Here is a 24,234-nt window from a genome sequence, read left to right on the forward strand (position 1 = left end):
GGCTGGAGGCATGAACGAAGACACGCGCGACAGGCCGGTTTCCGGCTATTTTGACGGAAAGCAGCACCGCTTTCCCGTCCGCGTTTATTTTGAAGACACTGATCTTTCCGGAATTGTCTATCATGCCAATTACTTGCGCTATATGGAGCGGGCGCGCTCCGATATGCTGCGGATTTCCGGCATCGACCAGCGCGAACGGATGGAGGCCGGCAAAGGGGCCTATGCGGTCGTCGACCTGGCGATCAAATACCGGCTTCCCGCGAAACTGGATGACGATCTGCTCGTGGTCAGCCATGTTGTCGGTGTGCGGGCGGCTAGCTGTTCCATTCATCAGCGAGTCATGCGCGGAAGCGAAATATTGACCGAAGCTGAGGTGAAGGCTGCGTTGGTCGCGCCAACGGGGCGACCAATACGCCAGCCGCGCGAGTGGATTGATACGTTCAAGCGTTTGGAAACAGGAGAATAAGTAACGCTATGGGAGGATTGGAACTCGGCGCGAGCGAATCGCTGATGAACCCGATGACGCTGTTCCTGCAGGCCGATATCGTGGTGAAAATCGTGATGGTCGGGCTGCTATTGGCCAGTATCTGGACATGGGCGATCATTGTCAGCCATGGCCGGAAAATCGGGCAGATGCGCAAAAAGAGCGAGCGGTTCGAGCGCGATTTCTGGCGGGCCGACGATATCGACCGGTTTTACGACGCGCGGGGCGGTGAGGAAGTGCCCGCAGCCCGTGTGTTCAGCGCGGGCCTCAGCGAATGGCGGCGTTCGACGAAAAACGGCACCATAGACCGGCCCGGCACGCGCCAGCGTCTCGCGACGGCAATGGGCGCGGCGGTGGCGTCCGAGATGGACAAGCTCACCGACCGGCTCAACATCCTCGCCACCGTGGGTTCGGTTGCGCCCTTTGTCGGCCTGTTCGGCACGGTCTGGGGGATCATGCGCGCCTTTACCGATATCGCCGGCCAGGCTTCGACCAGTCTCGATGTCGTGGCACCGGGCATTGCGGAAGCGCTGTTTGCGACCGCGCTGGGCCTGTTCGCGGCGATCCCGGCCGTTATCGCCTATAACCGGCTGACGCACGGGTTGAACCGGCTCGAAGCGCGGCTTACCCGCTATGCCGACGGCTTGCACGCGACGCTGAGCCATGAGCTGGAGGCGGAGCGCTAGGCCATGGCTATGCATCTGCCTTCCCAGTCGATGCGCGGCCGCCGTGCGCCGATGGCCGAGATCAACGTCACGCCCTTTGTCGATGTGATGCTCGTGTTGCTGATCATCTTCATGGTGACGGCGCCGCTGCTGGCGTCCGGCGTTCCCGTGCAACTGCCGGAGAGCAATGCGGGCGCTCTCGATCAGGAGAGCGAACCGACCCAGGTTGCGATCGACGATAGCGGGCAGATTTTCGTCGACGATGTCGCGATTACCGATGTCGAGCTCGCCTCGACCTTTAACGCCATCGCAGCGCGCCCCGCCGGGCCGGAAGGGCATGCGGTTTTCCTGCGCGCCGATACACGGCTCGATTATGGCCGGGTCATGGTGGTGATGGGGGAACTCAACCGGGCCGGTCTCAACCGGATATCGCTGCTGACGACGATGCCGGGCGAAGACGGCCCGGACAATCCGGTCGCTGAAACCGAAGACGCGCCGGCGGAAAATAACGACGATGCGCTACTCGGTCCGGCCGAAGTGGAGCCGATCTAGTGGAACGGGCGGAGCGTCTCGGCCTTGGTGTGGCCGTGATTGGCCATATTGGGCTGTTCGCGATCCTGTCCTATACTCTGATCCCGCGTGCGGAGCTTCCCCGGCGCGAGGCCGTGGCCGTAACGCTGTCCGACGATATCGGGGAATTCGCCACCGCCACCGATCGGCCGGCGCCGGCTTCCCAAGAGCGTGCAGTCGAGGATGATCTTGAGGCGATGGTGCCGGAGGATACCGAACCCCTGCCGCAACCCCGTGTCACCCCGACGCCGGCTCCACAGCCTGCTGCCGAGCGCCGGACCGAGCCGGCCCCGCGCCGCGACACCCGGCCGGAACGCCGTCAACCGGCCCGGAGTCGATCCTCCCGCATATCCGGAATTACCGACGGCATCGGTACGGCGAACGACACCGGCACTTCGGTATCCCAGGCGACTGTCAGCGCATCGGATCAGGCGAATCTGATCAGTCGGATCGTGACGGCTGTACGGCCCTGTTACAATCTCGGATCGCTGAGCGGCACGGCGGCCGAAGACATCGTCGTGCGCTTGCGGATCCAGCCATCGCGAGACGGTTCTTTAAACCGCAGCCAAGTGACCGTACTGGGCGCGCGCGGCGTCAACGGTTCGAACCGTGAATATCAACGGCAGATGGTGGAGGCGGCCCAGAGCGCAGTGCTCAATCCGCGCTGCCCGTTGCCGCCCCTGCCCGACGCGCTCTATGACAATGGCTGGAGCGATGTCGTTCTGAATTTCATCCCGGCGCAATTGACCTGAGGAGCATGACCATCATGGTTTTCCGAATCCCATCGCTTTCGGCTTTTCGCCACCTCGCCTTGGGGCTTTGCCTCGCAGCGCTCGGCAGTGCGGCAGTAGCGCAGGACGACGTGTCTTCGGGGCCGATCGAAGGAGATGTCGTTGGCGGTATCTCCAACCCGACCGCGATCGCCGTCCCGGACATGCCGACACCCCGTTCGGTAGGGACGCCGGCAGGCAATACCGAGGACCTTGGCCGTCAGGTGGCGCGCGTGATCGAGGATGATCTTCGCAATTCGGGTTTTTTCGATCCCGTTGCCCGCCAGTTTTTGCGCGATGTGAACATGCCGCAGGTTACGGCACCCGAATATCCGGCCTGGAACCAGGTCGGCGCGCAAAACCTTGTTCAGGGCTATGTACAGGCAGGGAGCAATGGACGGCTTACCGTCGGCTGCTATCTCTACGATGTTTTCGCGCAGGCGCCGCTGGAACGCGCAGGCTATGAAGTCAATTATGCCGACTGGCGCCGCGCCGCGCATCGCTGCGCAGACATGGTCTATGCACGGCTGACGGGCGAGGGCGCCTATTTCGACAGTCGGATCGTCTATGTCGCCGAAAGCGGCCCGAAGGATAACCGGGTCCGCCGCATCGCCGTGATGGATACGGACGGTGCCAATCACCGCTTCCTGACCAACGGCCAGTCGATCGTGCTGACCCCGCGCTATGCGCCGGATGGACGGACGATCGTCTATATGAGCTACCAGAATGACGAGCCGCGCGTGTATATTTATGACGTAGCGACGGGCCGCCAGCGCTTGCTGGTCGACGCGCCATATATGACCTTTGCTCCGCGTTATTCGCCGGACAGCCGTTATGTCGTTTTCTCCATGGCCGTGAACGGGAACAGCGATATTTACCGCGTCTCGGTTTCGGGCGGGCGTCCGGAAAGGCTTACCAACACGCCCGGCATCGATACCAGCGCGAGCTATTCGCCCGATGGCCGGCGTATTGTTTTCGAGAGCGATCGTTCCGGCGGCCAGCAGCTTTATGTGATGAACGCCGATGGATCAAACCAGCGACGGATCAGTTTCGGCGGCGGGCGTTATGCGACTCCCGAATGGAGTCCGCGCGGCAACCTTATTGCCTTTACGCGGCTGGGAGGCGGGTTCCGGATCGGCGTGATGCGGCCCGACGGGTCCGGCGAGCGTATCCTTACCAACAGCTGGCAGGATGAGGGGCCGAGCTGGGCGCCCAATGGCCGGGTTATCCATTTCTTCCGCACCCCGCGTGGCAACAGCCTGCCCAGCCTCTGGTCGGTCGATGTGACCGGACGGATGGTGCGCAGGCTTCCAACGCCGGTTGGCGCTTCGGATCCTTCATGGTCGCCGCTTCGCGACTGAATTTTCAGATTTTCACACCCGTGTGTTAGACAGGCGGCAAGACGGGGCCGCGTTGAATATTGATGAAAAGGATGGGTTACATGATTCAGTTTTCCAAAACTGCTGTTCTCTTGGCCGCCGGCTCCGCGCTGGCTCTGGGTGCCTGTTCGCGTAGCGCTCCCGATGAACTGCCTCCACCCCCGGTCGGCACGACCGGGCCGGATACCACTCCGACTTATTCGGGGCCGCCGCCGGGCAGCCGGGAGGATTTTCTCGCCAATACGGCCAGCGACACGATTTTCTTCGAAACCGATTCGCATGATATCGATCCCGAGGATCGCGCGATCCTGGATTCGCAGGCCGCATGGCTGGTCGCCAATCCCGGCGTTCGGGTCACGATCGAGGGGCATTGCGATGAACGCGGAACGCGCGAATATAATCTCGCACTTGGCGAGCGCCGGGCCAATGCAGCGTCCAACTATCTGGCGGCTCGCGGCGTCGATGCATCCCGAATGACGGTCATCAGCTATGGCAAGGAACGGCCGATCGCGCTTGGTTCGGACGCTGCCAGCTGGGCGCAGAACAGGCGCGCGGTTACAGTGGTGCCCATGTAGGGCGCCAGCGCCGATATCGGGAATAAAGAAGGGCCGGGACCATCGTATCCCGGCCTTTTCTATTCGTCGCCATAGATGGCAACGCTGGCTCCTCCTTCGCTCGATGCCATGCCACGATACATGCCGGGCGTGTTAAACGAATAGGTGCCCGTGCCCCAAGGCGTGGTAACGATAACACCGCCCGTCCCGCCGAGTTCGGCCATTTCGGCAATCACGCTATCGGCGATTTCCTGGACTTCGTTCGCTTCCAGTCCGAACTCGCTGGCATGAACATAATATTCGGGCACGCCTTCTTCATCGACCGGCACGGAAGCCCGGGCCGCGGCAAGGTTTTGCTGGAAGCGGAAGCGGATTTGCGCGCAGATTTCATGAGCGACGCCAACCCGGATAAAATATTCGCCGGATCCCGTCGCGGAAACAGCGCAACCGCGATTATCGGCATAGGTGCCCGCACCGATCACCGGCGAATCCCCGATCCGGCCCCAGCGCTTGCCCGTCATGCCGCCGGTTGAGGTTGCCGCCGCGACATTGCCGTTCGTATCGACTGCAACCGCGCCTACCGTTCCGTATTTCAGATCGACATCATAGGCGCTCAACCCTGCGGTCTCGCCGGCCAGAAACTCTTCCAGCTGACGGCGGCGGCGGTCGGTTTCGAACCAGCTATTCTCGACCTGCTCCAGCCTCTGGGCCAGCGAGAATTCGTCGGCGCCCGATCCGCGCAGGAAAACATGGGGCGATTCGGTCATCACCCGGCGCGCCAGCGTCACCGGGTGGCGGGTGTGCGAAGTCCCCGTAACCGCGCCGGCCGCTCGCGTGGTCCCGTCCATGATAGACGCGTCATGTTCGATCGTTCCGTCATAGGTGAAGACCGCGCCGCGACCGGCATTGAAATTGGGATCGTCTTCCAGCTCTCTTATGGTCGCCTCGATTGCGTCCATGGACGTTCCGCCGCCGCGCAAAATGGCGCTGCCGGTTTCAAGCGCATGGCTCAGCGCCGCGCGAATGGCGGCATCCTGTTCAGCCGTAATCCGGTCGCGTTCAATCGTGCCCGCGCCGCCATGGATGACCAGCGTCCAGCGCCCCTCGGCTCCGGACTGCGCCGATGCCTGGCTTCCCAGCATCAAGGCACCAAATGCCAGCAATAGTCTGAAGCGCATTCCTGTTCTCCTATGAAAAACTCTCTTTTGCCTAACCCAGTTTCCGCCAGGCCAGATCCGCAAATTCGCATAATCGCGGCCGCGTGTCGCGGGGGTCGATAATATCCTCGACGCCGAAATGCTCGGCCGTGCGGAATGGGGAACGAACCTTGTTCAGCCGGTCGCGAATGTCTTCGAGTTTTGCCGCGGGATCGTCGCTGGCTTCGATTTCCGACTTGTAGGCGACCTCGATCCCGCCTTCGATGGGCAGTGAACCCCAGTCGCCGCTCGGCCAGGCAAAGCGATACTGGAAGCGTTCGGCGTTCGACATGGCGGAACCCGCAATGCCGTATGCCCGGCGGATGACGATGCTGGCCCAGGGGATGGTCGCCTTGTAGATCGCATTCATCGCGTTGACGCCGTAGCGGATCGTGCCGGCCCGTTCGGCCTCGCCGCCGATCATGAATCCCGGATTGTCGACCAGATGGACGACAGGTAGCCGGAATTGCTCGGCCAGTTTGACGAACCGCTCGGCTTTTTCAGAGGTTCTGGCTTCCCATGATCCGCCGAGAAAGCTCGGATCGCTGGCAAGCACGGCAACCGGCCAGCCATCGAGCCGGGCAAAAGCCGTGATCGCGGCCTGGCCCCAGCGGCGGCCCATCTCGAACACGCTGCCCCGGTCGAACAAAGCCTCTATGATGCGACGCATCGAATAGACCTGCTTGGCCTCATGCGGGACAATGGAAAGCAATTCTTCCTCACGCCGGTCGACCGGGTCGTCATTGGCTGTGCGCGCTGCCAGCTTACCGGTCGATGAAGGCAAATAGGAAAGGAAGCGCCGCGCGGCTGTAAAGGCTTCGTCCTCGCTCGCGACCTCATCGTCCACCACGCCATTGCGGGTATGGATGTCACTGCCGCCCAGTTCTTCCTTGGTGAGATCATCGCCGATTGCCGCAGCGACCGCCGGCCCGGCGGCAAAGAGCTGGGACACGCCCCGCACCATGACCGAATAATGGCTGGCGACGATGCGAGCGGCGCCAAGACCCGCCGTCGGCCCCAGTGCAAGGGCGACAACCGGCACGGTATCGAGGTTGCGGACAATATGCTCCCATCCCGGAACCATCGGCACATAGGTATAGCCCATTGTTTCAAGCGTTTTGACGGACCCGCCGCCGCCCGTCCCGTCGATCATCCGGATCAGCGGCAGGCCCAATTCATGCGCCATCGCTTCGCACTGGACGAATTTGCGATGGAGCGCGGCATCGGCGGCTCCGCCGCGTACGGTGAAATCGTCCGCGGACGCTACGACCGGGCGGGCGTCGATATCGGCCCGGCCGAAAATGAAATTTGATGCGGCGAAGTCGGCCAGATCGCCATTCTCGTCATAAGTGCCGCGGCCTGCAATCTTGCCTATTTCGCGAAAACTGCCGGCATCGACCAGCCGTTTCAGCCGTTCGCGAGCATCGAGTTTGCCGCGCCCATGCTGGCGCGCGAGTTTCTCTTCGCCGCCCATTTTTTCCGCCAGCGCTTCGCGGCGGTGCAGCTCCTCTATGTCTTTTTCCCAGCTCATGCCGTCTGGCTTAGCAATCGCCAACGACCAAGGCTATTGCCTGAGCATGCACAGATTTCAGATTCGTGAGGATGATCTTTCCGGCGCAGATATCGCGGCGCTGCTCGAATTTCATATCGCCGAAGCGATCCGCCATTCGCCGCCGGCCAGCGTCCATGCGATGCCGATTGACAGGTTGCGCGGCCCGGATGTGACCTTCTGGTCGCTGTGGGAGGGTGAGGCGCTGGCCGGGTGCGGCGCGCTCAAGGAACTCGCTCCCGATCATGGCGAACCCAAATCGATGCGGACGGCCCCGGCCTTTCTGCGGCGCGGTGTCGGTGAGGCGATATTGCTGCATCTGATCGCGGAAGCACGGCATCGCGGTTATCGCCGTCTCAGTCTTGAAACCGGCAGGACAGAGCCTTTTGCCGCTGCCCGTACATTATACCGCAAGTATGACTTCGAAGAATGCCCGCCCTTTGGCAATTATCGGGCCGACGATTTCTCGATGTGCATGACGCGGGCGTTTTAGCGCGCATATACCAGCCTTTCCCTTATACTCTTCAGCGCCTATATCGCGGCCATGTCGATACGCCCCTGGAGAGATATTGTACGGCGCCAGTCGCGCCAGATCATGGTCGGCGATGTGCCGGTCGGCGGCGACGCGCCGATAACAGTGCAGACGATGACCAACACACCGACATCGGACGCCAGGGCGACAATCGACCAGATCCGCCGCTGCGAAGAGGCCGGCGTCGATATCATCCGTGTGTCGTGCCCGGATGTGGAATCCACGGCTGCGATGAAGCAGATCGTCCGCGCCGCCAAGGTGCCGATCGTTGCCGATATCCATTTCCATTATAAGCGCGCGCTGGAAGCTGCCGACGCGGGCGCCGCATGCCTGCGCATCAACCCCGGCAATATCGGCAGTGAAGAGCGCGTGCGTGAGGTGATCGCTGCGGCCAGAGCCAATGGCTGCGCGATCCGGATCGGCGTCAATGGCGGCAGTCTGGAGAAAGACCTGCTCGAAAAATATGGCGAGCCCTGTCCCGAAGCGCTGGTCGAGAGCGCGCTCGATCATATCAAGATCTTGCAGGACCATGATTTCCACGAGTTCAAGGTCGCGGTGAAAGCGTCCGACCATTTTCTCGCCGTCGCCGCCTATCAGCAGCTTGCCGAGGCGGTTGATTGTCCTCTGCATCTCGGGATCACCGAGGCCGGCGGCCTGATCGGCGGCACGGTCAAGAGCGCGATCGGCATCGGCTCGCTGCTCTGGTTCGGCATCGGCGATACGATCCGTGTCTCGCTCTCCGCCGAGCCCGAGGAAGAAGTGCGTGTCGGTTATGAAATCCTGAAGACGCTGGGCATCCGCACGCGCGGCGTTCGTGTCGTCTCCTGCCCAAGCTGCGCGCGGCAGGGCTTTGATGTGATCCGCACGGTCCAGACTCTGGAAGAGCGTCTCCAGCATATCCATACGCCGCTGTCGCTTTCCGTGCTCGGCTGCGTAGTCAACGGCCCGGGTGAAGCCCGCGAAACCGATATCGGCATAACCGGCGGCGGCGCGGGCAAGCATATGGTCTATCTCTCTGGGGTCACCGATCACCATGTGCAGGATGACGATATGATCGAGCATATCGTCTCGCTGGTCGAAGCCAAGGCGGCCGAGATCGAGGCCGCGGAAGCGGAAACCGCTGAGGCCGCGGAGTAAGTGGCCCATTCTGACATATGACGGGGGCATGGAATGGCGGAAGCGGAAACCGACTATCTGATCATCGGCGCGGGTGCGGTCGGCATGGCCTTTGCCGATACGCTGCTCGACGAGACCGATGCGCATATCACTTTCGTGGATCGCCATGCCAAGCCGGGCGGCCATTGGAACGATGCTTATCCCTTTGTCGCGCTGCACCAGCCATCGGCTTTCTATGGCGTGAACTCGACACCGCTGGGCTCGCCCGAAAAAGACACGATCGGCCTTAACAAGGGCTATTACAGCCTCGCCACGGGTTCGGAAGTTTGCGCTTATTATGAGAATGTCATGGCGAGGCGGTTCCTGCCAAGCGGCCGGGTCGCCTATCATCCGATGTCCGATTACTGCGGTGACGGGCGGTTCGTTTCGATCCTGTCGGGCAAGGAAAGCCATGTCGAAATCCGCGGCAAGACGGTGGATGCGACTTATTACGGAACGTCCATACCCTCGACGCACAAGCCGAAATTTGAAGTGGCCGAAGGCGCCCGCATGGTGCCGCCGAACGCCTTGCCGCAGCTCTGGCAGGCACCCGAATCAACGCCCTCGCAATTCGTGATCCTCGGCGCGGGCAAGACGGCGATGGATGTCGGCGTCTGGCTGCAACAGGCGGGCGCCAAGCCGGACAGCATCACATGGGTCCGGCCGCGCGATACATGGATGCTCAATCGCGGGAACGTCCAGCCGGGTCTCGAGTTTTTCGAGGAAACGATCGGCGGCCAGGTCAAGATCATGGATGCGCTGGCCAAGGCGACGACTCCGGAAGACCTGTTCGCCCGGTTGGAGGCCGATGGCATCATGCTGCGGCTTGACCCCGACACCAAACCGCTCATGTTCCATTATCCGACCATCTCGCGGGGCGAGGTCGATATACTGCGCAACATTGGCGATGTGGTCCGGATGGGCCATGTCAGGCGGATCGAGCCGGGCAAGATGATTTTCGATTCAGGTGAGGTGAAGACCGCGGAGGATGCGCTCTATATCGATTGTACGGCGACAGCTGTCGAGCGTCGGCCGGTTATCCCGCAATTCCAGGGAGATACGATTACGCTCCAGATGATCCGGGTGCCGCAGCCCGCGTTCAGCGCAGCGCTTACCGCCTATATCGAAGCCAATTATGAGGACGACGCGACAAAAAACAGTCTCGGCCAGCCCGTGCCCCTGCCTGACGGGATCGACGCCTATGCGCGCGCCAATCTCGTCAACATGATGAACCAGTTCCAATGGTCGCAGCGGCCCGAACTTCAGGATTGGATGATCAGGGCCCGGCTCGATGGTTTCGGAAAGACGATTGCCGCCGTCGCGCCCAATGACGCGGAGAAGCAGGATCTACTCCAGCAGTTCCGCGACAAGGCTCAGGCGGCAATTGCAAACCTCCCCAAACTGATCGCGCAGGAAGAGCAGGGTTAGGGCGGTGACGTGCAAATACTTCCACGCGCTGGCCGCATTTGCGCTCGCTGTGCCGATCGCAGGTGCCGTGCCTGGCCATGCCGAGAAAAGCGATGCCGGGCATCCCGAAACGCGGCCTTTCGATGAAGAGAGCGCCGCGCTTGCGGAAGTTGCCTGGGCGTTTGCGCGGGCGACGATCAATCGGCGCCGCGTCATCCTCGTCATGGGTGCGAACTGGTGTCATGACAGTCGCGCTCTGGCGGGTTGGTTCGAAACATCGCGTTTTGCCGAGATGCTCGATCAGCGATACGAGCTGGTCTATGTCGATGTCGGCCACCCGCAGGAGGGCGACGGGCGCAATATCTATATAGCGCAGGGCTTCGGTGTCGACGAGATTGTCGGCACGCCGACCGTTCTGGTGCTGTCTCCTGAAGGCGCGCTGCTCAACCCCGAAACCGCGCCAAGCTGGCGCAACGCTGCCAGCCGTTCCGAAGACGAGATTTTCGATTATTTCGCGGCGTTCGAACCCGAGTGAACCTTGCGGCAGGGCTTTGCCGTTACCCTATCGCGACGGCCTCTTTCTCCAGCCATGCCCCGACATTGCGCAGGTGTTTGCGCGGTGAATCGGCGGCGACTCCGGCGGCGATCTCGACCAGCGATATGGCTTGGAGACTTTCGCGGAAGGCCACTTCGGCGGCGTGAAAGGCGGCCGCGATCGCGCATTTCTTCCGGCATTGCTCGGGCGTGGCACCGCACGGCCCGTTTTGCCGGATTTCGGTGCAGGTGAAGGCCGACTTGCTGCCCTCGATCGCGGTCATGATATCCCAGAGCGTGATTTCGCCGGCCGGCCTGGCGAGGCGATAGCCGCCATGTTTGCCGCGCGCCGTCTGAACGATCCCGGCCTTGCTCAGTGCCTGCATCTGCTTGGCCATATAGGGGCCGGGGACGCTGTGGTAGCGGGCGAGTGCCTCGGCTTTCAGTCCACGGCCAGTCGGCAGGGCGCTCAGCAGCACGGCGGCATGGGCGGCCCATTCGACACCTTTGGAAATCTGCATAGTTCGATCCGCTTCCGCTCATTGAGACAAACTATATCCGAATATAGTTGCTTCTCGAAATATATCCATTGCCGCTCCCCGAAGGTGCATATTGACAGCCCTTCCATAATCGGACAATAAATATCCGAAATAGGAGATACGCTATGTCCGGCCCATATGATACACTCGATCGTGTTGCCCAAATCATGATCGCGCTGGTCGCGCTTTTTGCATTCGCCAACGGCGCGTTTATGCTGATCGCGCCGCTCGACTGGTATTATGCGATCCCGACGGTGCCCGCGAGCGGACCCGCGAACACGCATTTCATCGGCGATATCGGCCTGGCCTATCTAAGTTCCGCCGTCATGCTGGGCTATGCGGCCGTAAACCCCAAGATGCGCTGGATGGCTGCGCTGGCGGGGACGCTGTGGCTGCTCGCCCATGGTATCCTTCATATCTACGAGACGATTGTCGGCATCTGTTCACCGGATCGCTTCGTGCAGGACATTCCCGGTGTGCTCGGCCCGCCCGTCTTCGTTTTCGTGGCGCTTGCTATCCTCTTCATCCGGCAGAAGGCCGCGCCGACTGGCCTGCCCAAAAGCCTGTTCCTTGGCTTCATCGACCGGATGATTCCCGATGAAAGCCAGTATGTGCATGAGATCGCTAGGGCGCCGGGCCACGCGCTGGAAAAATTCATGCACTTCATGCCGGCCAGCAGTCATCGGCATGCTGCGCCCGCATCGGTGCTAGGCGCCGCGCGGATCGGCGCCGTCCTCGTCGAGGATTGCGGGCCATGCGCATTAACCTGTGCGCAGGGTAGCCTTGCCGATGGCGTTTCGAAGGAGACTCTCAATGCGGCGCTTGCGGGCGGTTCGGGCTTGCCCGACGATGAGGCGCTGGCCTTCCGGTTCGGCGAAGCGATTGCGCGTCAGGGCGCCGATGCCGATGAGCTGGGCGATGAAGTGGAGGCGCGTTTTGGGCGGACGGTTCGGCTCGAACTGGCCATGGCGGCGGCCATGGTGCGGGCCTATCCGGCAATGAAGCGGGGGCTGGGGCTGACGAAAGCCTGCTCCGCGACCGCGCTCACAATCTGACACCGTCCGATGGCGTACGGGCCGATGGCGTGCGGGGTGCGTCATTTCCTGCCTCGCCGGATGGCCGGGCTGCGGCTATGGGATCAGTTGTGAAACCGCTGCATAATCCCGAATCGCACAATTTTCTGATGCCCGCGCTGATGGTGATTATCGGCCTCGCGCTATTTGCCGGGATGGACGCAGTGATGAAGGGCCTGTCGGTTGCGATGGGTGCCTATAACGCGGTTTTCTGGCGCTATGCCGCAGGGGTGGTGCTGATCGGGTTGCTCTTTTTCAGCCGCCGCCCCAGGCGGCCGAGCCGGCGCGCGATGCGGTTATATCTCATCCGGGGCGCGTTGATCGCGGTCATGGCATTTCTCTTCTTCTGGGGCCTGGTGCGCGTCCCTCTGGCCGAGGGCGTGGCCCTGTCCTTTATCGCGCCTCTGATTGCCCTTTATCTGGCGGCGGTCCTGCTCAAGGAGCGGATCGGACGAAACACGATATTCGCCTCGCTGCTCGGTCTGACAGGCGTTCTGGTTATTGTGGCTGGCAAAATGGAGGGGGATTTCGGGCCAGAGGCCCAATGGGGTGTCGCTGCAATCCTGCTGTCGGCGACGGCCTATGCCTATAATCTGGTATTGCAGCGCCAAATGGCGTTGATTGCGGGCCCTGTCGAGATCGCCTTTTTCCAGAATGCCATAACATTTTGCTGCCTGTTGGCCGTGGCGCCCTTTTTCGCCGTCGTGCCGGATGCTGGCCACTGGCCCGCCCTGGCCGGCGCCGCCGCACTGGCGATCGTTTCGCTGCTGGCAGTTACCTGGGGCTATGCGCGGGCCGAAGCCCAATATCTGGTCAGCCTCGAATATAGCGCCTTTATCTGGGCGGCGATCCTGGGCTGGTATGTCTTTGGCGAAGCCATCACCTGGGCGACCCTTTTCGGGACCGCACTCATCGTCGCCGGCTGCCTGCTTGTCGCGTGGCGGCGCCCGCAAAAGGCGGAGATTGTCGAGGCGGCGGTCGGATGAGTGTCGATGAAGGGCTGGTCGACTGGGTGGCGGAATGCCTCGAACCCATGGGCAGCGTTACAATGAGAAAGATGATGGGCGGCGCGGTTCTCTATTGCGAGGGCACCGTATTTGCGCTTGTTTCGGACAGCGATCTTTATCTCAAAAGCGATGCGGAGAATGCCGGTGAATTCGAAGCGGAAGGGCTCGAAAAATTCGAGTTTGCCGGAAAGGACGGGAAAATCGGCACGATGAACTACCGGGCCGCGCCGCTTGATGCCTATGACGACCCCGAAGCGATGCGCCGATGGGCGCGGCTGGGCATCGAAGCAGGGCTGAGGGCGCCGAAGAAAAAGCTCCGGGCGAAAAAACGAACCGGGAAGAAGTCCTAACCCAGCGGTTCCAGCAGCCGATCGATGCCCGCGGTTCCGCTGCCCGTCCGTTCGAGATGCGGGTATCTGAGGCCGCCGCGCCAGTCGATCTCGATCCGGCGATACCGATCGCCATTTTTCACGAGCAGCTCGATAGCATTCTGGCCGTCGGCGGCGGTGGCGATGGTATTGGCCAGCAGGCTGCTCGAATAGGCATAGCTGTTGATTGCGACGATTTCCGCACCCACGGTGAGGCCTGCATTGAAGGCGGGGCTGTCCCAGATCACGTTACTGATGGTTCCGTTGTCGCGCACCGTCATCCCGCCGGAAAAGCTCAGATCGACATATTCGCCGCTGGTCTGTGCATGGCGTTGCGTCGCGCTGGGTTCGGGGCGATAGACAAGCTGGTATCCGCCAAGTTCGAGCCCGCGAAGCGGGGCGCCGGCGGCATTCTCGTCCAGCCGCTGCCGGATCAGGCTCTCCCAGTCATAGACGTGGAGGGCGTTCAGGGTCGAAACAATCTCATCCATATTATAGGTGACCTGGCCCCAGTCTCCGTCGCGCTGGCCGAAAAAGGTGCGTGCGAAATCATCCAGCGATCGGCGGTCACGCGTTTCCGAGCGTAGGATCTGGTCTATCTCCAGCCAGACAAGCGCGCCTTCGCGATAATAATCTTCGCTGCGCTGCCAGCTGCGCCAGGGCTTGGGCCGCCGGGCTGCGATGATAGGATCATGGGTGGTATCGGCAAGATCGCGCCAGCGCCGGGCCGGAAGCTGGTCAAGCGCCGCTGCCTGCATCGCCAGCGTGTCCAGATATTGTTCAGAGCTATAAAGCCCGGATCGCGCCGCCAGCACATAACCCCAAAATGTGGTCTGTCCTTCATAGACCCACAGATAATCGTCCTGCATCGGCGTCCGGTAATCGGGCGTCCAGATGCCTTCCGGTCTGCGATGCTTGCCGTTCCAGCTGTGAACCACCTCATGGGGCAGCAGCGAGCGCCGCCCGGGGCCATCGTCCCAGTCGAGAAAATAGCCGGTCGGCACGCCATTTTCCGACGAGCGGTGATGTTCAAGGCCAATACCCGACATTGCATCCGATATTGCGAAGAGAAAATCATAGCGATCGAAATGCTGCGCTCCGAACAGGCGGACCGATTGCTCGGCAAGTGCGCGATGCGCCGCTATCTGCTCGTCCGTGGCGGCCAGTTCCGATGCCCGGTCCGCAAATATGTTGAGCCAGATATCGTCGCTCAACTGCTCTTGCCGGAAATGCGCACCGGCAAACATCGGGCTGTCGACCAGCGTTTCATAGCTGACCGTGTCATAGATAATTCTGCCATCCTCTCCGTTGCGCTGACCGCGTAGCGCAACGGCGCTGTGCCAGCCCGGCGGCAGGGTTACCGAAGGCGAGACCATGATGTTGCGGACGTAATAGCCTGCCGGATAGAGTGACATCTTCTCCCATTGCAGGTTGAGCATTTCCGGTGTCATCACGATCCGACCCTGGTTGCGGGCCGTGGGCGAGAGGAACTGATAGCTGAGGTTCAGCGCCGACACGCCCTCGGGCACATCGACGTGAAAGGCATAGACGTTGAGCGAATCGCGGGACCAGTCGATCGGCTGGCCGTTCCCCTCGATCGTCAGTCCGGCAAGGCTGGCGATCGGGCCGCGCGGGGCATGGTTGCCCGGCAGCCATTCGGGATAGAGCAATGTTATGCGCCCGGCGCCCGCTACCGGAATTGTCTGTTCGACCCGGAAAACTCCGCGCTCGGTGTCGGTGGCATCGACATGGAGCGTCATCGTTCCCGGATAGGCAATGTCCCGTGCGACAGGGACCGTATCGACGATCGGGTTGGATTCGGGACGGCTATTTTCAATTTGCGCTGTTGCCGGACCGGCGAAAACCAGAAGCAGGGTTGCTAGAGCGGCACGCATCATATCGAATGTTCCTTGGGCAATGCTGTTTTGTCATGGGTGGCGGATCGCGAGGCTAAGGTCCAGTGGCTGGGCCTTCTTCCTCATCCCCCGAGGCGAGGGTGCGCAGTTTCATACCGACAATCGCATAGACCAGCGCGGCGAGAAACAATGTCAGCCAGGCGACGGCTGAGCCCTGAACGGTCAGCGCGATATAGCGATCATCCGCGATCAGCGCGGTAGTCATCATGCCGCCAAGGGCGATTATCGGGCCGAACAGGAAGCCCAAGCCCTTGCGGCGGGTCAGGAGGACGCCGATGACGATGGCGCCGACGCCAAGCAGCAGGAACTTGGCGCGCACGGCCGGGATCAGCCAGTTTATCTCACCCTGCGATCCGGGCAGTCCATCCATGATGGAAAACAGCCAGAATCCCTCGATCTGGTCGAAAACTGCGGCAGCTGCGACGGCGGCAACCCCGATCCCGGAAAGCGATCCGCCATAACGGCGCAGCCCGATCAGGGCGCAGATCAGGAAGGCCGAATAGGCGGGAATAAAGCCCAGCGCATCCACCCATGTTGCATGGCGCATGGCCGCAAGGAAGCTGGCGGTACACGGGTCCGCCCCGAAAAGAGCCGCAACATCGGACGGGGAACGGACAAGTTCGAAGGCGATGATCGACCCGATACTGGCCTCGCCTGCATCGACGGCACAGCCTTCGATATTGGGGATTTCGCCGAAATAATAGGATATCGCCAGGGTAACCAGACCGGCCCCGGCGCAGCGCCACCACCAGCCTCGTTCCCCTGCCGTCATGCTTTCGCTCCCAGCCTTTCGATCGCTTCTGTTACGATCTGGCGGGCTTCGTCGGCCCCGCCCCAATTGCCTACCCTGACCCATTTTTCGGGCTCCAGGTCTTTATAGTGGGTAAAGAAATGTTCGATCTGCTGCATCACGATTTCGGGCAGGTCGTTGCCCTCATCAATCTTCCGATAGTAAGGGAAAGTTGCATCGATCGGTACGCAAAGCAATTTTTCGTCGCCGCCATGCTCGTCTTCAAGATTGAGTACGGCAATCGGCCGGCAGCGCACGACGCAGCCCGGCATGAAGGGCGAGCGCGCGACGACCAGAGCATCGAGCGGATCGCCATCGGGGGACAATGTGTGCGGGACAAAGCCGTAATTGGCCGGATAACGCATCGGCGTGTGCAGGATGCGGTCGACGAACAGGGCGCCCGAGGCCTTGTCGAATTCATATTTCACCGGTTCGCCGCCTACCGGCACTTCGATGATGACATTGACGCTGTCTGGCGGATTGTCGCCGACGGGGATGAGATCGATATTCATACACTATAGTCTTTCTTTTTTTCGGTGGCCCCGCCCCTGTTGCCGGGTGCCGTGATTCCGAACCAGTGATATCCTGGCAAACACACTCCGCTATTCCCCTAGCGCCTCAATATGCTCTAGGGGAGCCGCCCATGGGAAAAAATACGCCTCACGCCATTCGCGGCACGCAGGATATGCTCGGTGAGCAGGCCGAGCGGTTTGCGCATGTCGTTGATACGTTCGACCGGGTTCGGCGGCTTTACGGCTTTGGCCGGGTCGAAGTGCCGGTGTTCGAGGCAACCTCGGTGTTCGCCCGCTCGCTGGGCGAGACCACCGATGTCGTGTCGAAGGAAATGTACACGTTCGAGGATCGCGGCGGCGATTCGCTGACCCTGCGCCCCGAATTCACCGCTGGAATTGCACGCGCCTATCTTACCAATGGCTGGCAGCAGCATGCGCCGCTGAAAGTCGCGACCCACGGGCCGCTGTTCCGGTACGAGCGCCCGCAAAAGGGCCGTTTCCGGCAATTCCACCAGCTCGATGCAGAGATTATCGGCGCGGCTGAACCGGCGGCCGATGTCGAGCTGCTCGTCATGGCCGATCAGCTGCTGAGGGAACTCGGCATAGCGGACGGCGTGACGCTCCAGCTCAATACGCTCGGCGATGCGGCGACCCGCGACGCCTGGCGCGCCGCGCTCGTCACCCATTTCGAGGCGCACAAGGGCGATCTCTCCGAAGACAGCCAGGAGCGGCTGGAACGCAATCCGCTGCGCATCCTCGATTCCAAGGACAAGCGCGACCGGCCGATTGCCGATGCAGCGCCGTCGATCGACGATTTCATGAGCGACGAAGCGGGGGCTTTCTTTGCACAGGTGACGGCGGGTCTCGATGCGGCGGGCGTCGCCTGGCAGCGCAATGCCCGCCTCGTCCGCGGCCTCGATTATTATCGCCACACGGCGTTCGAGTTCGTCACCGACCGCTTGGGCGCGCAGGGAACGGTGCTCGGCGGCGGACGCTATGACGGGCTGGTCGAAACGCTGGGTGGACCGCCAACGCCCGCTGTCGGTTGGGCGGCCGGGATCGAGCGGCTGGCGATGTTGCTGGATCTGCCTGATTTGGTTCGACCGGATGTAGCGGTTGTTGCGGAAAACAAAGATCGTGAAGAAGAAGCAATAGCGTTGACGACAAAATACCGACGAGCGGGATTTTCGGCGGAAGCATTCGTCAGCGGAAGCCCTCGTAAGCGATATGATCGCGCCGTAAAATCCAACCCGCGATACATCGCTTCTTTCGACATTCGTGATGGTGTTCCTACCCACGGCCTTAGCGCACGCGATGAAGGCGCAGCCGACGGCGCGGCAATCCATGACATATTCGAAGCAAGATCGCCTCCAAAATGACCACAATTTCCACCGCCCGTATCGACGCGATCCTGTCGCGGCATGAAGATTTGCAGGGGCTGATGGCCGCCGGCGATCTGGCGCCGGACAAATTCGTGGAGCTCTCCAAGGAATATTCGGAGCTTGAACCCGTGGCCGAAACGGCGCGCGAGCTGAAAAGGCTGCGCGAGGAGCTGGCGGCGCTGGACGAGATGCTCGCCGATTCCGAGATGAAGGAAATGGCGGAGCTTGAAGCCGAGGAGCTGAAGGATAAGATTCCAGAGGCTGAACGCGCGCTTGCCGTACAGCTGTTGCCCCGCGATTCGGCGGATGACCGCCCGGCCATGCTCGAAGTGCGAGCCGGAACGGGCGGCGATGAGGCGGCGCTGTTCGCGGGCGATCTTTTGCGAATGTATCAGCGCTATGCCGAGGAACAGGGCTGGGGGTTCGAACTGATCTCCGCCAGCGCCGCCGATGTCGGGGGCTATAAGGAAGTCGTCGCCAATGTGACGGGCAAGGGCGTGTTCGCCAAGCTGAAATTCGAAAGCGGCGTGCACCGGGTCCAGCGCGTCCCGGTCACCGAAAGCGGCGGACGTATCCACACATCGGCGGCGACGGTGGCTGTGCTGCCGGAGCCGGAAGAGGTCGACATCAAGATCGACGAGGCGGATTTGCGTATCGATGTGTTCCGGGCGTCGGGCCCCGGCGGCCAGTCGGTCAACACGACGGACAGCGCTGTACGGATCACCCATATTCCGACCGGTATCGTCGTCTCGCAGCAGGATGAAAAATCGCAGCACAAGAACAAGGCAAAGGGCATGAAGGTGCTGCGGGCGCGGCTTTACGAGCATGAGCGCGCCATTGCCGAGGCCGAATATGCCGGTGCGCGCAAATCCATGGTCGGCTCGGGTGACCGGTCCGAGCGCATTCGCACCTATAATTTTCCGCAAGGCCGGGTGACCGATCACCGCATCAACCTGACCCTGCATCAGCTGCCGCAGATACTGGAAGGGCAGCTGGGCGAGTTGATCGGGGCGCTGATTGCCGAGGACGAGGCCGAGCGGCTCGCCCATATCGACGAGGATTGAGCGGATGAAGGTGCGCGACGCCCTGCGCGCGGCAACCGAAACGCTCGCGAAAACCAGCGAATCGCCCCGGCTCGATGCCGAATTGTTGATGGCCCATATTCTGGGCGAAAGCCGCGAAGCGGTGGTGTTGGGTGGCCTCGACGCGGAAACGCCTTCCGGTTTCGAGGCCCTTGTCGAACGCCGCGCGGCGCACGAGCCGCTGGCCTACATTACCGGAAGCCGCGAATTCTGGAGCCTCGATTTTGCCGTCGGGCCCGGCGTGCTCATTCCCCGGCCCGACAGCGAGACGCTGCTCGAAACAGCAGTTCGCGAACTGGCGGGGCGGCCGCCTTCGACGATTCTCGATCTGGGCACGGGGTCCGGCGCCCTGCTGCTGGCCGCGCTGGGCGAATGGCCCTCGGCAACCGGTATGGGCATCGACCAGTCGGATACGGCTCTGGCTTACGCCCGGGAAAATGCGGCTCGGCTCGGCCTGACAGAGCGCGCCCGGTTCCGTAAAGGTCATTGGGGAGATGCGGAAACGGAGCGCTACGATCTCATTCTGTGCAATCCGCCCTATGTCGATCCGGCAGCGTCCCTGATGCCCGATGTCGCCGATTTCGAGCCCGGCGAAGCGCTGTTTGCGGATGACGACGGGATGGCGGACTATCGCTATATCATTCCGCAATTGCCCGAATTGCTCTCCGATGGCGGTATTGCATGTGTCGAACTTGGCGTCGGACAAGCGTCGTCCGTGGCAGAGCTTTGCGAGCGGCAGGGCCTGTTTTCGGCCATTTCCCGCGACCTGGCCGGATTGGAACGCTGTCTGCTTATCCACAGCTAGAGTCGGCGGCCTGTTATATTTTCGCTTGCAATTGGCAAAATGGTGCGGATATGGGCGTAAGTGGAACGAAGGTTCTGACAGCAAACATCGTTGAAACCTTCACCCCATGATCTCCATCGTCATACCGCTGATGTCCGGTGGTTCTGGCTTTAGGACCGGTTTGGCCGGTCCTTGCGGAGAAAATGTATCCGAGCGACCGGGATTGGCCCGGCTGATCAAGCTGCGCGCGGGGGCGCGCTTTTTCCGGAAACAATGGACTGAGGATTTTGTATCTTGATGAATAATCGCAATTCGGGTCGTCGCCGCAGCCGTGGTGGCCGTCCAAATAATCGCGGGCCGAACGACGGAAACAGGCTGGACAATCGCGCGCGCGGGAACGCCAATCAGCTGTGCGAGAAATACAAGTCCATGGCGCGCGATGCTCATCAGCAGGGCGACCGGGTGATGAACGAATATTATCTGCAGTTCGCGGACCATTATTTCCGGGTTCAGGCCGAGACAAATTTGCGCAAGGAAGAGCAGAAGCGCGAGCGCGAAGAAAATAAGGCCTCCCAGCGATCCGGCGACACGCAGGATCGGGACAAATCCGATCGCGAGGCTTCTCCGGAAGCCGGCAAGGTTGAGGAAGAACCGAAAAAACGTACGCCGCGGAAGAAGCGCGAACCCCAAAATCGCGAATCCGAAGGCGCGACGCCGGACGGCGAAGAGCAGAAGATCGAAGCCGATCGCCTGCCAGCCGCTTTCTCGGTTTCGGCGTCTGCCGATGGCGGCGAGGCCGTGAACGGTTCGGCCGAGAAAAAGCCCGCAAAGCGAACCCGTACGCGCAAAGCGGACAAGGATGACGACGATAAGGGAACGGCTGCGGAAGCTTAGGCTTTCGTTTTCCGCCTAATTCCTTTTTCGGGGCTGGCGCAGGCTTGCCTGGCTCTGCGCATCGACATCGTCGTCATGGCCCGAACCTGAGCTCAGGAATACAAGCCCCATAAGGGCGGCGGCCATCAGGACCGTCAGCCCGACGCCGAATGCGGTGGCCAGCGCGACCGCGATGGTCAGCCCGCCCCCATAAAGATGCATCCATATTAGAGCCGCGAGCGCTGCGCCGATCGACGGAACCATCATCCATTTCATTGTCCGGCGATAGCGGGCCCATGCGAACCGGGCATAGTCGGGATCGTCCAGTGATGGTCTGTTTTCGGTCATGCAATTCCTTTGACGATTGCGGCGCTAGTCATCAAGCAGAAGTTGGCCGATCCACGCCTGTCTTCCCTTTATCGGCGAAAAGGCGCATCATTGCGGTGTGGAATTTGGCGATTGGGAGAGACGCTATGACAGTCAGCATCATTCTGGAAAGCCGAGACCATGATACGATCACCGGCACGCCGGGCATGTCAGTCTCCGACGTGGTGAAACTGTTTGCCGCGAAGCGAATCGGCGCCGTGCCGATCGTCGACGGCACTGAGGTCGTCGGTATCATGTCCGAACGGGATCTCGTTCATTGCGTTGCAGCCGAAGGATCGGCCGGCCTGGAAAAGCCGGTGTCGGAAGTAATGACCTCGCCGGCTATCACGGTCGATCCCAATTTCAGTATTCTCGCTGCGCTGGGCCTTATGACCCGGCGCCGCATCCGCCATTTGCCGGTTATCGACAATGGCGTTCTTGTCGGTTTTATCTCGATTGGCGATCTTGTGAAATACAGGATGGACCGGATCGAGCAGGATGCGCAGGCGATGCGGGATTATATTCAGTCGGTTTGACCGGTTGTCGATCAGGCAGTTGCGGCCTGACGCTTGACGATGAGCAGCCACATGTCGCTGACAAGATCGCGCGCAAACAGCATCAGGAGAGCGGCGTAACTGGCGACGCCGGTTCCCGCGAGCACGGCAAGCCTTGCAAAGGGCGCCAGCGGGGGCAGCACCGAATCTATTGCGACGACGATAATGGCCATCGCGAGCGAGGCCGATAGACCCGGCGCAATGGCGCGTGCGAGCTGGCCGAGTGAAATGCCGATGGCCGGCATCGACATCAGCATCGTAACCGCGGTCAGCAAAGGCATGCCGACCAGCCATGTCCGCGCCAGGCCGATCACGCCGTACCGTGCGCCGATAAAAAAGCCCGTCGCCATGATCAGCGCGCCGGCAATATTGACCCTGAGGGCGATGCCGGGCCGGCCGAGGGCATTAGTGGCCGGTGCAAACAGGATTTGCAGGGTCATGAACGGCATGGCGAAGGCGAGCAGAGAGACCAGCGGAATGGTCGCCTGCCACTGCTGGCCAAGAATCGATTCGACCAGCGGTTCGGCAGTAATCGCCAGGCCGAAATAGAAAGGCAGCACGGCGGTAAGAACCAAACGGGCCGAATTGGCGAAGGCCGGACCGATCGGCTTTTGCTCCCGGTGCATCTGCGAATAGGCCGAAAAGGCGACATCGTTCAGCGGCGGAACGAATTTCGAGACCAGCATCTGGGTGAGAAACAACGCCGTCGTATAAAGGCCGATATCGTGCGCATCGTAGAGGCGGCCCGCGATGAAGACGTCGGACTGGCTTTGCAGGAACCAGAAAAACTGGGTCACGGTCAGCGCTCCGCCAAAGCCGATCATCGCGCCGGCGCCGCGAAAGGAAAAACTGGGCCAGTAGAAGGAGCGGGCGGCGATGGTCATGCCGGCAGCGCGCACCGTGAACATGACGATCGGCGCATAGACCAATGTCCAGACGCCGAATCCCGTCAGCGCCAGGGCCAGCGCGGTCCCCGCACCTGCAAGGGATCCGAGCAGATTCGCGATCGCCATCTTGCGATATTCAAGTTGGCGACTCAGCAAGGCGAAGGGCAGGGCGAGAAAGGGCGTGGTAAAGAAGAGCAGAGCCTGCACCCTCAGGATATCGACCAGCAAAGGCTGTCGAAAATAGGCCGCGGCGAAGGGTGCGACGAAAAATTGGGCCGTGGCCAGTGCGGAATTGATGAGAATCAGCAGGCCGAAAACCTGTCGCACCTGTTTTTTTTCAAACGATTCGCGCTGAATCAGGGAGCTGGCAAAACCATAACCTTCAAGCAGACTGAGCAACGAAACCACCAGCGCGGCCATGGCGGCAAGGCCGTAATCCTCGGGATTCAGCAACCGAATGACCAGAAAGGTCGACGACCAGGTAATGATCTGCGCAACGATCTGGCTGCCAGAACGCCAGAAAACTGCGCTGCGGACACGGTCTCGCAACGAATCCGGGCTGGTTTCGGGTTCCGTTATACTCAAGCCGCAGCATCCTTCGCCAATCGCGTGTCGTCCGTGCATAGCGCGCTAAGGTGTACGAGCTGTAAACCAAGCCATTCGCTGCACCGCAGAAATAATTGAAATAAAATTGCAAAGAGGGTGTTGACCGAATCCTGCGACCCGCATATATGGCTGCTTCCCGACGCGGTAACGGGCACTGCCCCGCGCCCCACTGGGAACATTTCTTAGAACGGTAACCCCGTCTCCCTCTGCTTCGGTAGGGGCTAGGAATTGTCGGCTCTTTGACATTGTTAGTTAGAATGAAGGGACATGTGGGCGGCGGCGCCCGGTCCGGAGACCTCAAGGCTCCGATCACCGGTCAAATTTGTCGTTCCTGTTTGGATCTCATCGAACTTGTTCGATGGGTGTCTTACATGTCCTATCACGTATCCATTACGTAATAGAATATATTTGTGCAGGAACGGCTCCTAGAGACGATCCTGGATGTGCGCGGCTTTTAGCACGTGGCGTCCTTGATCGGTCATCAACTTGAGAGTTTGATCCTGGCTCAGAACGAACGCTGGCGGCAGGCCTAACACATGCAAGTCGAACGAAGTCTTCGGACTTAGTGGCGCACGGGTGCGTAACGCGTGGGAATCTACCCTTAGGTGCGGAATAACAGTTAGAAATGACTGCTAATACCGCATAATGACTCCGGTCCAAAGATTTATCGCCTAAGGATGAGCCCGCGTAAGATTAGCTA

At 61.1% G+C, this 24,234-nt stretch carries 26 protein-coding genes and 1 rRNA gene (1 of these 27 cut by a window edge); 19 read left to right on the plus strand and 8 right to left on the minus strand.

Annotated elements, in window-relative coordinates; all coding sequences use genetic code 11:
• Positions 1-10: 10 nt before the first annotated feature.
• The 6 genes from DFR46_RS11500 (at position 11) to pal (ending at position 4,443) form a co-directional block, all read left to right on the plus strand.
• Entirely contained in the window at positions 11-466 is a 456-nt protein-coding gene (locus tag DFR46_RS11500) for a YbgC/FadM family acyl-CoA thioesterase (RefSeq protein ID WP_116236571.1), read from the plus strand.
• An 8-nt stretch (positions 467-474) separates the two neighbouring features.
• Complete coding sequence (gene tolQ, locus DFR46_RS11505) at positions 475-1,170, plus strand: protein TolQ (RefSeq protein WP_116236572.1); 696 nt, start codon at positions 475-477, stop codon at positions 1,168-1,170.
• A 3-nt stretch (positions 1,171-1,173) separates the two neighbouring features.
• Complete coding sequence (locus tag DFR46_RS11510) at positions 1,174-1,701, plus strand: ExbD/TolR family protein (RefSeq protein ID WP_116236573.1); 528 nt, start codon at positions 1,174-1,176, stop codon at positions 1,699-1,701.
• Positions 1,701-2,471, plus strand: coding sequence for a hypothetical protein (locus tag DFR46_RS11515; RefSeq protein ID WP_116236574.1), 771 nt, complete (start codon positions 1,701-1,703; stop codon positions 2,469-2,471). Before DFR46_RS11510 ends, DFR46_RS11515 begins: the two co-directional genes overlap by 1 nt.
• 14 nt (positions 2,472-2,485) lie before the next feature.
• Complete coding sequence (gene tolB, locus DFR46_RS11520) at positions 2,486-3,850, plus strand: Tol-Pal system beta propeller repeat protein TolB (protein WP_245953832.1); 1,365 nt, start codon at positions 2,486-2,488, stop codon at positions 3,848-3,850.
• Positions 3,851-3,930: 80 nt separating this feature from the next.
• Entirely contained in the window at positions 3,931-4,443 is a 513-nt protein-coding gene (gene pal / locus DFR46_RS11525) for a peptidoglycan-associated lipoprotein Pal (protein WP_116237313.1), read from the plus strand.
• Positions 4,444-4,502: 59 nt separating this feature from the next.
• On the opposite strand, the gene DFR46_RS11530 is transcribed toward pal, so the two are convergent.
• Positions 4,503-5,600, minus strand: coding sequence for an isoaspartyl peptidase/L-asparaginase family protein (locus DFR46_RS11530; protein WP_116236576.1), 1,098 nt, complete (start codon positions 5,598-5,600; stop codon positions 4,503-4,505).
• A 31-nt stretch (positions 5,601-5,631) separates the two neighbouring features.
• Positions 5,632-7,149 carry an acyl-CoA carboxylase subunit beta gene (locus tag DFR46_RS11535; RefSeq protein WP_116236577.1) on the minus strand — a complete coding sequence of 506 codons (1,518 nt, stop codon included), beginning with the start codon at positions 7,147-7,149 and terminating at the stop codon, positions 5,632-5,634.
• Positions 7,150-7,195: 46 nt separating this feature from the next.
• On the opposite strand from DFR46_RS11535, the gene DFR46_RS11540 reads away from it, so the two are divergent.
• Genes DFR46_RS11540 through DFR46_RS11555 form a run of 4 tightly spaced genes read left to right on the plus strand, consistent with a single transcriptional unit; the run spans position 7,196 to position 10,796 of the window.
• The gene (locus DFR46_RS11540; protein WP_116236578.1) at positions 7,196-7,660 is read left to right on the plus strand and encodes a GNAT family N-acetyltransferase; all 465 of its coding nucleotides are present in this window, start codon (positions 7,196-7,198) and stop codon (positions 7,658-7,660) included.
• 51 nt (positions 7,661-7,711) lie between these two features.
• Entirely contained in the window at positions 7,712-8,836 is a 1,125-nt protein-coding gene (gene ispG, locus DFR46_RS11545; protein ID WP_116236579.1) for a flavodoxin-dependent (E)-4-hydroxy-3-methylbut-2-enyl-diphosphate synthase, read from the plus strand.
• A 33-nt stretch (positions 8,837-8,869) separates the two neighbouring features.
• A complete protein-coding gene (locus DFR46_RS11550) occupies positions 8,870-10,282 on the plus strand; it encodes an NAD(P)-binding protein (protein WP_116236580.1) in 1,413 nt (470 codons plus the stop codon).
• Positions 10,283-10,286: 4 nt separating this feature from the next.
• Positions 10,287-10,796 carry a thioredoxin family protein gene (locus DFR46_RS11555; RefSeq protein ID WP_245953833.1) on the plus strand — a complete coding sequence of 170 codons (510 nt, stop codon included), beginning with the start codon at positions 10,287-10,289 and terminating at the stop codon, positions 10,794-10,796.
• A 22-nt stretch (positions 10,797-10,818) separates the two neighbouring features.
• On the opposite strand, the gene DFR46_RS11560 is transcribed toward DFR46_RS11555, so the two are convergent.
• Positions 10,819-11,316, minus strand: a complete 498-nt coding sequence (locus tag DFR46_RS11560; RefSeq protein WP_116236581.1) for an RrF2 family transcriptional regulator — start codon at positions 11,314-11,316, stop codon at positions 10,819-10,821.
• 143 nt (positions 11,317-11,459) lie between these two features.
• Between DFR46_RS11560 and DFR46_RS11565 the strand changes: the two genes are divergently transcribed.
• The 3 genes from DFR46_RS11565 to DFR46_RS11575 all read left to right on the plus strand — a co-directional run bounded on the left by DFR46_RS11565 (position 11,460) and on the right by DFR46_RS11575 (position 13,764).
• Complete coding sequence (locus DFR46_RS11565) at positions 11,460-12,389, plus strand: hypothetical protein (protein WP_116236582.1); 930 nt, start codon at positions 11,460-11,462, stop codon at positions 12,387-12,389.
• Between the two features lie 89 nt (positions 12,390-12,478).
• The gene (locus tag DFR46_RS11570; protein WP_342769839.1) at positions 12,479-13,393 is read left to right on the plus strand and encodes a DMT family transporter; all 915 of its coding nucleotides are present in this window, start codon (positions 12,479-12,481) and stop codon (positions 13,391-13,393) included.
• The gene (locus tag DFR46_RS11575; RefSeq protein WP_116236583.1) at positions 13,390-13,764 is read left to right on the plus strand and encodes a TfoX/Sxy family protein; all 375 of its coding nucleotides are present in this window, start codon (positions 13,390-13,392) and stop codon (positions 13,762-13,764) included. Before DFR46_RS11570 ends, DFR46_RS11575 begins: the two co-directional genes overlap by 4 nt.
• On the opposite strand, the gene DFR46_RS11580 is transcribed toward DFR46_RS11575, so the two are convergent.
• From DFR46_RS11580 to ppa, 3 genes are read right to left on the minus strand one after another with little or no spacing between them, the layout of a single operon-like run.
• Positions 13,761-15,680: a M61 family metallopeptidase gene (locus DFR46_RS11580; RefSeq protein ID WP_116236584.1), complete on the minus strand. Its 1,920-nt coding sequence runs from the start codon at positions 15,678-15,680 to the stop codon at positions 13,761-13,763. The two genes, DFR46_RS11575 and DFR46_RS11580, sit on opposite strands and share 4 nt — an antisense overlap.
• Positions 15,681-15,732: 52 nt before the next feature.
• A complete protein-coding gene (locus DFR46_RS11585) occupies positions 15,733-16,470 on the minus strand; it encodes a hypothetical protein (protein WP_116236585.1) in 738 nt (245 codons plus the stop codon).
• A complete protein-coding gene (gene ppa / locus DFR46_RS11590) occupies positions 16,467-17,000 on the minus strand; it encodes an inorganic diphosphatase (RefSeq protein WP_116236586.1) in 534 nt (177 codons plus the stop codon). Before ppa ends, DFR46_RS11585 begins: the two co-directional genes overlap by 4 nt.
• A 131-nt stretch (positions 17,001-17,131) precedes the next feature.
• Here ppa and hisS point away from each other — a divergent pair, with 131 nt between their 5' ends.
• From hisS to DFR46_RS11610, 4 genes are all read left to right on the plus strand, one after another.
• Positions 17,132-18,379, plus strand: coding sequence for a histidine--tRNA ligase (gene hisS / locus DFR46_RS11595; RefSeq protein WP_116236587.1), 1,248 nt, complete (start codon positions 17,132-17,134; stop codon positions 18,377-18,379).
• A complete protein-coding gene (gene prfA, locus DFR46_RS11600; RefSeq protein WP_116236588.1) occupies positions 18,376-19,446 on the plus strand; it encodes a peptide chain release factor 1 in 1,071 nt (356 codons plus the stop codon). The genes hisS and prfA overlap by 4 nt, the downstream gene beginning before the upstream one ends.
• Before the next feature lie 4 nt (positions 19,447-19,450).
• Positions 19,451-20,269 (plus strand): peptide chain release factor N(5)-glutamine methyltransferase, encoded by an 819-nt coding sequence (gene prmC / locus DFR46_RS11605; RefSeq protein WP_116236589.1) that lies wholly within the window; start codon positions 19,451-19,453, stop codon positions 20,267-20,269.
• Positions 20,270-20,545: 276 nt separating this feature from the next.
• On the plus strand, positions 20,546-21,142 hold the full coding sequence (locus tag DFR46_RS11610; RefSeq protein WP_245953834.1) for a DUF4167 domain-containing protein: 597 nt from the start codon (positions 20,546-20,548) through the stop codon (positions 21,140-21,142).
• A 15-nt stretch (positions 21,143-21,157) separates the two neighbouring features.
• Here DFR46_RS11610 and DFR46_RS11615 read toward each other — a convergent pair whose 3' ends face one another.
• Entirely contained in the window at positions 21,158-21,469 is a 312-nt protein-coding gene (locus DFR46_RS11615; protein WP_116236591.1) for a hypothetical protein, read from the minus strand.
• Positions 21,470-21,594: 125 nt separating this feature from the next.
• On the opposite strand from DFR46_RS11615, the gene DFR46_RS11620 reads away from it, so the two are divergent.
• Positions 21,595-22,023 carry a CBS domain-containing protein gene (locus tag DFR46_RS11620; protein WP_116236592.1) on the plus strand — a complete coding sequence of 143 codons (429 nt, stop codon included), beginning with the start codon at positions 21,595-21,597 and terminating at the stop codon, positions 22,021-22,023.
• Between the two features lie 11 nt (positions 22,024-22,034).
• Here the strand turns inward: DFR46_RS11620 and DFR46_RS11625 are convergent, their stop codons facing one another.
• Positions 22,035-23,513 (minus strand): lipopolysaccharide biosynthesis protein, encoded by a 1,479-nt coding sequence (locus DFR46_RS11625; RefSeq protein WP_245953835.1) that lies wholly within the window; start codon positions 23,511-23,513, stop codon positions 22,035-22,037.
• A gap of 503 nt (positions 23,514-24,016) precedes the next feature.
• Between DFR46_RS11625 and DFR46_RS11630 the strand changes: the two genes are divergently transcribed.
• Positions 24,017-24,234, plus strand: a 16S ribosomal RNA gene (locus tag DFR46_RS11630); it runs 1,273 nt beyond the window's last position.

It is taken from the genome of Parasphingopyxis lamellibrachiae (assembly GCF_003385775.1).
Classification (GTDB): Bacteria; Pseudomonadota; Alphaproteobacteria; order Sphingomonadales; family Sphingomonadaceae; genus Parasphingopyxis; species Parasphingopyxis lamellibrachiae.